Origin of the sequence: Microvirga calopogonii (assembly GCF_003347665.1) — a bacterium.
Taxonomy (GTDB): Bacteria; Pseudomonadota; Alphaproteobacteria; order Rhizobiales; family Beijerinckiaceae; genus Microvirga; species Microvirga calopogonii.
In genome coordinates this window covers 1-9,105 of record NZ_QDGA01000155.1, presented here as the reverse complement: position 1 = coordinate 9,105, position 9,105 = coordinate 1, and the positions used below count along the sequence as shown (strand labels likewise).

Here is a 9,105-nt window from a genome sequence, read left to right as displayed (position 1 = left end):
TTATGCGATTCCCTATAGGTCGCTTGGTCATGTCACTGACGTGATCGACCTACCCCTTTGAGGGCTTGGCGCCGGTCCCTGACAGTCGTACCATCAGGTGTCAACGACGCGGATGACGGCCCATGCACCTGCAGCGCATCGTCCTCCCGAGCGGCCACATCATCTGGACCGCCTATGACGGCGATGCCATCGTCACCGAGATCCGTGAGTTCGTCATCTCCCTGGAGGCGCGCCATCACGCGCCGAGTACCGTTGCCCACTATGCCCGGCATGTGGTCCGGCTCGGCAACTATCTTGCCACCATAGGCAAGAGCTTCCGGGAGATCGCACCCTTGGACCTCGACCGCTTCATTCCCGCGGTGATCCGCCATGGCTCGATCCTGGATCTGAAGACCGCCCTCAACATCATCCCGCTGCGCCCGGAACCCGTGGACGTTTCCGCCAGCCTGCACAACCAGATCCTGTTTGCGATCAAGGCCTTCTACACCTTTCTGGACCTGCGCCACGCCGCACTGATCTTTGATGCCGGCGAGCGGCCCCGGACGCATCATCCCGACGCCTACAAGCCTTTCCTGGCCCATATCATGCAGCGGAAGGCGCGGCGCTACACCGAAAGCCGGTCGGACCACAAGGCCAAGGCGGCCTCCGCCAAGCGGGCCGTCGACCACCGGCTGACGCCGGAGCAGGTCCTGAGGATCATCGAGGCGGCCAGCCTCATGCGCGACGCCTTCCTGGTGGTCCTCCTGTACACGACCGGCATCCGGATCGGCGAGGCGCGGGGCCTGCTGCACGAGGACTTCCGGTTGGAGGAGAACGTCATCTGGGTCACGCAGCGCCTTCACGAGAACAAAGCGCGCGTCAAATACGCCAAGGCGCGGCCGATCCCGGTGCTCGACTTCGTGATGACGATGTACGAGGACTATATCGCCAGCGACGAATACCTTCCGGCCTTCGAGACCGGCACGAACTATGTGTTCTGCAACATCGCCAAGGCGCAAATCGGCCGCGGACTGACCGAGAGCAACGTCTACGACATTCAAAAGCGTCTGGTCCGGAACGCTGGCATTGCGTTCACCTGGCACATGTTCCGCCATACCCATGCCAGCGAGGCGATCGCTCAAGGCTATAGCCTGCTCGATGTCGCCGACCGCCTCGGGCATGCCAGCCCGCAGACGACCAATGCCATTTACAAGCACCTGTTCAATGCCGAGTACAAGAAGCTGCAGCTCAAGAACCACACGGAGGTCGAAGAGCGCCTGAATGACTTGCGGCGTATCGGCCTGACGGAGGAGAAGCTCAAATGGCTCTGAAGCTCACCCGAAGCTGCGACCCGGACGTCGCGTATCTTGGGAGCCTGCGGGCCTTTCTGACCGACCTGCACCCTACCCTGCTCGAACGAGACCTGTGGGGCTTCCATACGCTTCGGGAATGCTTCGGGATCGATGCCGGATCCGCGTTATACGCGCCGGACAGTTATGGCGAGGCGCGGCACGCTCAAATCCTCCGCGATGCCCAGGAGATCGAGCCCAAGAGTGGCCGCGTCGAGAGCAACACCCATGGAGGACGGGGCAGAAAAGGCCGCCCTGCGTCGATCGTGCGACAGCGCGGTCAAACGCTGCCCGATGCGTTGCTGGGTGGGATCGGCTTCGACTTCGCCGCCGTGCCGGAATTCTACAAGACGGAGCTCAAGGCGTTTTTTGCCTGGCGTCTGGCACGCCCACAGAGCCGGCACTATCGCTGGTACACGAGAGTGGTCCAGTTGATCCCCTTCTGTGCTGACCTTGCATCCAGTCAAACACATGCGGCCCACCACCTGATCGACTTCGGGCACCCCATCGAGAGCGGGTCAGGGCGCGGCAGCACGCCCCTTCGCAGCCTGTTCGAGCAGTGGCTGGCAGCGCGGGACTACTCGGCTCGTCCCACGAAGCGCAAATGGCGCCGGGACGCCACAATCCATGAGACAGCCTACGGGCCCGTGGCCAGCGCCGTGGCCAACGTCTTGGTGTTCACCCTCATCCTCTTGCGCGAGAGAGCCAAGCCGGTGGAGGCCAGAGACTTGGTGCTCCTGGAGGATGTTTATCCTGCAGATGACGTTCCGGTGACGACGTCCAAAGCACCCTATCTCAGCTTCTTCCGCATTCAACTTCCGTGGCTGCGCCACGTGGCGCGGCGCTACGTTCTCAACAAAATCGAGCACAAGGAGCTCTCTCCGCGCTCTCTTCCATCCTACATTGGTTCGCTCGGGCTGATCGAAGTATGCCTGTACGGCATTCATCCCTCACCTCGCCCCGAACACATCACACAGGAGTTCATCGAGCATACGTTCCTGTCGTGGGGCAACGACAAGGGGTTCACCGGACAGAACTGGTATACGGATCCCCTCAACATGCTTCAGTGGGCCTGCGCCTACCTCCCGGAATACCGCTGGCGCCGCCTTGTCTTCGATAAGAGAAACGTTCGCAGAGTTCGCAGCTATCATCCCCGAACGCATGAATATGAGCGCAATCTCGAAGACGCGATGGTGCCCGAGGAGGTCATTGAGCAGATCTTCCTGAGGTTCGACTCCCTGCCGGTTGTCTGCAGACGCCTTCTGATCATCGCCCGCTACACGGGCATGCGGTCCATCGACCTGCATGCCCTTGCGTTCGACTGCCTGGCACCGGATCCGGACGATGCCGACTTCATGCTGCTGACCTTCTATCAGTCCAAGGTCAAGCGCTGGAACACCAAGCCGCTGCACAAGAACGATGCCGCCCATGCTCTGGTCATCCAGACCATCCAGGAGCAGCAGGACGACGTCCGGAGGGCATGGCGCCGCGAGACACAATACCTGTTCCCCCATAGGCTCGGCGATGCCGAGGTCCATCTCAGTCCTGGGCACACCCGGGACGTGATTGCGAAGTGGATCATTCGCCAGGGCATTCGTGACAAGGACGGCGGCATCTACAAGTTCGGTTGGCATGACCTGCGCCATTTTTACGGCACCGAGCTGGCGCTGGCCGGTTACGACATCATGATGATCCAGATGGAACTGGGCCATGCCTCGGCCGACATGAGCCTGATCTACGTCAACCAGCGTCTGAAGCTGAAGAAGAAAGCCGTCCTCGAGAAGGGGGGCGGCAAGTTCATCTCCATCAAGGGCGAGGTCGACGACAAGGTCGCCGAACTGGCGCTGCGCAAGGACGCCTCCCTGGCGGTTGACGTCCCTGGCGGCCTCTGCTCGCTCCCGGGCCAGATCGGCGAATGGTGCGAACACAACGGAGCCTGCTTCACGTGTTCGTACTTCCGCGCCGATATCGGGCAACTGCCGTTCTTCGAGAGAGAAATGCGCACCATGGCTGCCAGTCTCACCCGCCTCAAAGGCGAGGTGGAAGGCTTCGATCAGGACGGCCACCGGCGCATGGCTGACATCGGTCGCAAGCGGATGGAGCGGACCCAGCAGGGGCTTGCGAACGTCAAGACCATCATCAAGACGATCAGGGCGGAGGGAAGCTACAGTGGCCGGGCTCGAAAATACCAGCGGGCTGCTTGCAGCGGCGCGGCAGCGGAGTGTGACCAAGCGGCGTGCGGTCGAGGAGATCCTGGGCGCCATGCGACGGAACGGTGAGGTCATCTCGTTCAAGACCGTGGCCGAGCGCGCCAACGTCAGCCGCGAGTACCTTTACCGCCAGTTCAAGGAGGTGATCCAGCAACTGCGTACGACAGCGCTTCAGCAGCGTGTGACGGTCGACGGCGAGGACATCCGGGCGCGCTCGGCGGGCCGTGCCGCAACGATCGAGGTGGCGCTGCGCCACAAGATCAAGCGGCTGGAATCGGAGCTGGCCGAGGTCCGCCAGCAGAAAATGGAGCTGGATCGCCGCTATGAGCGCGCGCTCGGCGAAGCGGAGGAATGGCGCAGCCGGCATCAGCGCGCCGTGACCGAACTTCTCGAGGTGCGCAGCCGGTTGACACGTTATGGATCGTCATGAGCCATGACGGGCGGAGCCGTCATGGCATGGTAGCCGAACGTCACCGGCACGCGGAGCGGTCAAGAAGGCCCGCAGGGCCCCGCCGGAGGCGGCCGGCCGCAGGCCTGTTCTTGACAGCGAGCATGGCGGTGGCACCTCGATCGCATGGCCCATGGATGACATGTCAATCAGGTCTAAACATCTGCTCTATCTGAGGAATTAGAGAACACCTCCAGGTAAAAATGCGAAATGTTATAAAGTTATAATAGGTTCTATTCTGACGTGCGAATTCCATTACAAACAAAGGGTTCCCACTCGCAGGCCGAAGACCCTGCCCGACAGGTTCTGCCCATCTAATCAAGCTGCTCCTCTTTGTACCCTCCTCCCACGATAGGGTGAGTAACGAGAATTGTCGCGCCACGTCCAAGCTCTGAGAGCCCGATCAGCAAGCCGCTTCCTGACTTGGTGCGTCACAAGTACAGTATTGAGCCTGAGCGCTGTTGCTCGTTAGTAACGCAGAAGCGGCGACCTTAAACTTGACGCCGACATCGAAAGCCAAAATATCAGCTCCAATAGCTTGAATCAGTGGGCTGCGTCTCTTGCACGCGCGTCCACGGCGTTGCGCGTTGATCAGGGCGCGCCTCAAAGAGTCGATCAGAGTCCGCCTGCAGGCCCACACGACGGGATGCATAAAGTTAGCGGTATTGAGCCTCGGCCCTGCCGGTCGTTAGTAACGCATAAAAACTACGGTATTGAGCCTTGATCGAACCTGGCACGAACATCGCCTCGACCAACAAACCACAAGGCTCTTTCGACCTGTCGGCACGATCCGGAAGGATACTGCGCACCACGATCCCGTTAGTAACGAAGGATCTGCACTCGGAGGCAGATAGTCGGATCCCTGGATACGCTCAGTGCTGGATCGGCCCGAAGCCCCATGAGCGGCGTCGCTCACTGAGCATGCGTGACTAACACCGACCGAGCCACACGCCCTGCGTCGAGACTATGGTATTGAGCCTGCGCAGCTCGGTCTAAAGCATGACTCCAAAGGACTTGCACTTGGGCAGCCAGCAACGCCAAAAAGCAGCGAAATGGTGGACGCACAAAATCTGAGGAATTGAGCCCCGGAGAGATCAAGATTGTTAGTGACCCACAAAAATTGAGGTATTGAGCCTTGGCGTAGCGGCCGTTACTAACGACGTCGCATGGACCGCTGAGACATACGGCCGACACAAGCCTAAAGAAGCTGACAGTTTGAGGCACCAAGCCTTAGCTCTGCCGTCCGTGAGTGACCCCACAAAAACTACAGTATTGAGCCTTCCTCCGAGCCCTGCGTTAGCGATACCTCGATTTCCCAGAAGGATGCCATCCTTCGCCCATCCTGTTAGTGACAAAGGTCTCTGTAATTCGAGGCTGAGATCCGAGCCTCGTTAGTAACGACAAGTCTGCACTTGGAAGCAGGGCGTCAATTCTCTAGATGCGCCCAGCTTTAGGGAACTGAATCATGGGTGGCATCATTCGGCGAGCATGCGTTACTAACATCGAATGATCCGCACGCTCTACGCCGAAACCATAATATTGGGTCTGCGCCACCTCCGGTCATTCAGATCCCACAGACCCACACTAACTGTGCAGGCTGCATCTGAGAGCAGCAAAACGTTGGACACACAAAAACTACGGTATTGAGCCCTCACCTGACAACCGTTACTAACGGTAGCCGCATGGACCAAGATATGTGGCGGGCGCAAGCCCAAGGGCATGCGGAGAGTTTGTGGTTTTGAGCCTCAGCTCCACCAACCGTGAGTACCCACAAAATTTGCGGTATTGAGCCTCGCTCCAAACCCTCCGTTAGTAACACCTCGGTATGCCGAAAGAATGGCCTCCTTCGCTCATCCCCTTACCAACAGAGGTCTCATACGTTGGGGCTGAGCGACAGCTGCATGAGTCCGCCCAGCGCCAGATGACACCGACACCACCAAGCGCAACCGCCGCGGCACACCGCCGAGATCTGGGTCCGTTGGGAAGCCGGCTCTTTAGCTAAATCCTACACGGCGCAGGCGTTACTAACGCTAGAGGAACCACACGCTCTGCGTCGAAACTGAGGTATTGAGCCTACGTCGCACTTGACCAGTCCTGCTCCAGGAGGATCCGCCTTAAGAGCAGTGAAAAGCTGGACCCATAACATTTGAGGAATTGAGCCCAGCAGGTTCGGAGCCCTAGCTGGAGGAGGTGCCTGCATAAAAACAGTGGTATTGAGCCTCATCCGCCCCACCCCGCGCGAGCGGCGCCTGACCATGGCACCGTCCACAGCTTTTGCATCTGCCTGGGGTCCAGGGCGATGGCGTTTGCTGCAGCCTCTGTTAGTAACGGAGCCCTTCCGTGGCCCGTGAGTAACAAGGAGAGATTAGTGGCCCAGTCCAATGCCGAGCGGCAGCGAACCCACAAAGAGCGGCTTAGGCAAAAGGCTGCCGAGGGCATGGCGCTCGCCGATCTGATGCTGGAGAACCAGCATGCCTTAGAGGGCCTCATTGCCCAGATCAGGCAGATCGTGCACCAAGCCGGAGGCAGAGTGGCGGAACATGCGCATCCCCCTGGAACACTGAGCTTGCCGCCAGCGGAGGTCGACCGCCTCGTCAGAATGAAAGAGTTTCGGTCCTTCGGCGAGGACGGCAGCATCGAGCCCGAGGCTTTCCGCTTTCTTGGGATGTCGCTGCAACAATGGGCCACAATGCCTCGTGAGTTGCTGGAGGTCTTCGGCCTGACTGACGTGGTTGCCGAATGGCACCGGCAGCCTGATGAGACCATCGCTGGAGACAACGGGCGACGGCCTGAGAATGCAAAATTTGAGGAGCATCTTGCCCTAGCCCCAAGCCCTGAGGGCGAGGAAGTCTATACTCTCCCCGAGACCGCGGAAGGCTCATGGGTGTCCCCACTCGAAATCACTTCTGCAAAGGCTCCGGAGCCCCTAGACTTCCAATCACTCCATAGGGCTTATCTCCAGTGGCTGGACGAGCGTTGTCCGCATCCGGCGCGCACGGTAGAACGTCGAGGGTGGGCACAGGAGAACCCGTTTCCATATGATGGCACTCACTGGAGATACGTTGGCAGACCCAAAGAACTAGCTAACTCATATTGGCGGTTACGTTATGACAGCGAGGACGGGCGGACACTGGCCGAGTCCATTGAGCCGGAGGCCAGCAACTCTGCTCCAACACAGATGGTAACGGCGAAGCACGGCGACCATTCATGACCAACTTGGACTGATATTCCGGGTGCACCCTACGCCCACGTGAACAGAGCAGGCGAATGCTCGCATGTCGTGATCAGTATGGAGCTAAAGATTTTCATAAATGGCAGCTCCACAGAGATGGGCTCTGTGGAGGATTCCGTTACCTCTGCCTGAACCAGGCCTCAGACGGGACGTGCCGGCACCGGCGGAATCAATCATCCGTCTCGGTGGCAATGTCTCCGCCGTCTTCTTCTGCGGCAGGGAAACTGTCCGCAGCATTCGCGCAGGGCCCGCAAGCGCTCTCGCTCGGCCGGCGCTGCCATCGGATAATCCCGGGGCAGACCCCACTTTTTACGGTAGGCTTTGGGGGAGAGGCCAAGAGTGCTCAAATGCGAATAAAGCGTCTTGTACGGTTGGCCATCCTCAAGCGAAATAATGGCGTGATGAAGAATCGAGCGCTCGACTGGGACTGCCGGAACTTGTCTTGGGCCACTCTGTGGCTTTGGCGCCGCCGTGATGATCTCGTCGAGAAAGGTCTTAAGACGATCTTCTACTCGCTCAGAGGCGTATGAAGCGCCTTGCCTGGACAGGATCAGAGCGAGCCTCACGCTCAAGCGGACGATTTCGTCAATTGTATAGGAAGTGTGTTCAGTCATGATCATTATTCGAAAGGGTGAATGGAATTTAGCCCGAGCCGGGAGCGCCAATGTTCTGATAACACTGCGCTGTACGAGAGCCTGAGGCACATCGTTTGCTTGGCTCTTTTGTTGATCTTAAGACAATTGCTGCTTGGCCGGATTCGAAAGCGGCTCAAGATTTTGTTCGCAGTCGATTTGTATGTGTCTGATTGTGAATGATCCTTTTCCCAGTTGGTGTTGCTATTCCCACCCCAGCCGATCCTCCAGCGAGGATTGAGCCGGGGCTGGCATCGGGCCTGGATCCACCAAGACGTTACTCGGCATCCCCTGCCCTTCTCCGGGGTTTACTGGTTCCAGTAATTTCGGAGAGAACGGCTCGTCTCGTTGTCCGAGATGTCCGCCCCCATAGCGCGCTCAGGCGGTCTCAGGTGTCTTCCAAGGGATGAACGAGATGTAGGCGAACGTGACGAACAGCACGGTCAGCGACTTTTGCACGGCAATGCGCATCTCCGTTGGCTCCTTGGTGCTGACGTCATAGACCAAGGCACAACTTTGGCTTGTCCGGTCAGCCCGGGTCTCGGCCCACATGAGCTCGATCTCGACATGCCCGGGCGTGTGGGTCACCACATAGCCGCCAACCCGGTGCGAGGTTGGTAGGTTGAGGGTGAGGGTTTTCTGCTTCGCCGCCCCTTCCAGGGTGACGTCGCCGATGCCAGCGGCATGGCCCTTGGCGCCAGGTCCGCGACCTCGGAAGACACCGGTGAAGGAGATGCGGGAACCAGGCGCCACCGGGATCAGGTCGATGAGGCGGCGGGCGTCGCCAGCCAGGAAGGTTGGCCCGTCGGCCACGAGGCGGTCCAGGAGGGCATGTGCCTCCAGCCGGCCATTCAGATCAAGAGAATGTTCGTTCATGATGGTTGGACAGGTCAGTGAGAGGCCGCGCGCTATCAGAGCATGGCAACGCGGCCTGATGAGAGGATCCAACCTGGAGCCACTCGGCTCAGGTCAGACTGTTCTTTCAGGGATTTTTACTTCTCGTCCCTCAAAACAAACACTCTTCATCTAACTCTCACCCAGGCCGGGCCTGTCACGGCCGAATACATCCGTCAGAGAACCTTAGATACGGCCAGCGCGCGCATGGTGCGGTGATCTCCACCGAGCGTCTCATCGACTTACTGAAATTGCCTTGGCTCCCAGTCCTTTGTTGTGACCTGCATGATCCCGGCGGGGTCACGTCCGTCAATGAGTGTAAATTCGGGTGCGGTTTGAGGTGGTCATTGGTCAGCTCGCC

General features: G+C 59.2%; 6 protein-coding genes. 4 read left to right on the top strand and 2 right to left on the bottom strand.

Annotated features, from left to right (window positions below; genetic code table 11):
* Positions 1-122 precede the first annotated feature (122 nt).
* The 4 genes from DDF70_RS34140 (at position 123) to DDF70_RS34125 (ending at position 7,197) form a co-directional block, all read left to right on the top strand.
* Positions 123-1,310 (top strand): tyrosine-type recombinase/integrase, encoded by a 1,188-nt coding sequence (locus DDF70_RS34140; RefSeq protein ID WP_114945246.1) that lies wholly within the window; start codon positions 123-125, stop codon positions 1,308-1,310.
* Positions 1,301-3,607: a tyrosine-type recombinase/integrase gene (locus DDF70_RS34135; protein WP_114945247.1), complete on the top strand. Its 2,307-nt coding sequence runs from the start codon at positions 1,301-1,303 to the stop codon at positions 3,605-3,607. The genes DDF70_RS34140 and DDF70_RS34135 overlap by 10 nt, the downstream gene beginning before the upstream one ends.
* A complete protein-coding gene (locus DDF70_RS34130) occupies positions 3,552-3,968 on the top strand; it encodes a DUF6262 family protein (protein ID WP_162820372.1) in 417 nt (138 codons plus the stop codon). Before DDF70_RS34135 ends, DDF70_RS34130 begins: the two co-directional genes overlap by 56 nt.
* 2,386 nt (positions 3,969-6,354) lie before the next feature.
* The gene (locus DDF70_RS34125) at positions 6,355-7,197 is read left to right on the top strand and encodes a hypothetical protein (protein WP_114948999.1); all 843 of its coding nucleotides are present in this window, start codon (positions 6,355-6,357) and stop codon (positions 7,195-7,197) included.
* Positions 7,198-7,391: 194 nt separating this feature from the next.
* Here DDF70_RS34125 and DDF70_RS34120 read toward each other — a convergent pair whose 3' ends face one another.
* Positions 7,392-7,832: a MucR family transcriptional regulator gene (locus tag DDF70_RS34120; RefSeq protein WP_114949000.1), complete on the bottom strand. Its 441-nt coding sequence runs from the start codon at positions 7,830-7,832 to the stop codon at positions 7,392-7,394.
* Between the two features lie 396 nt (positions 7,833-8,228).
* Positions 8,229-8,726: a hypothetical protein gene (locus DDF70_RS34110; RefSeq protein WP_205772589.1), complete on the bottom strand. Its 498-nt coding sequence runs from the start codon at positions 8,724-8,726 to the stop codon at positions 8,229-8,231.
* Positions 8,727-9,105: the final 379 nt, after the last annotated feature.

Coding starts and splice junctions, on each gene's coding strand:
- DDF70_RS34140 (WP_114945246.1), top strand. CDS start 123: ATGCACCTGCAGCGCATCGTCCTCCCGAGCGGCCACATCATCTGGACC.
- DDF70_RS34135 (WP_114945247.1), top strand. CDS start 1,301: ATGGCTCTGAAGCTCACCCGAAGCTGCGACCCGGACGTCGCGTATCTT.
- DDF70_RS34120 (WP_114949000.1), bottom strand. CDS start 7,832: ATGACTGAACACACTTCCTATACAATTGACGAAATCGTCCGCTTGAGC.
- DDF70_RS34110 (WP_205772589.1), bottom strand. CDS start 8,726: ATGAACGAACATTCTCTTGATCTGAATGGCCGGCTGGAGGCACATGCC.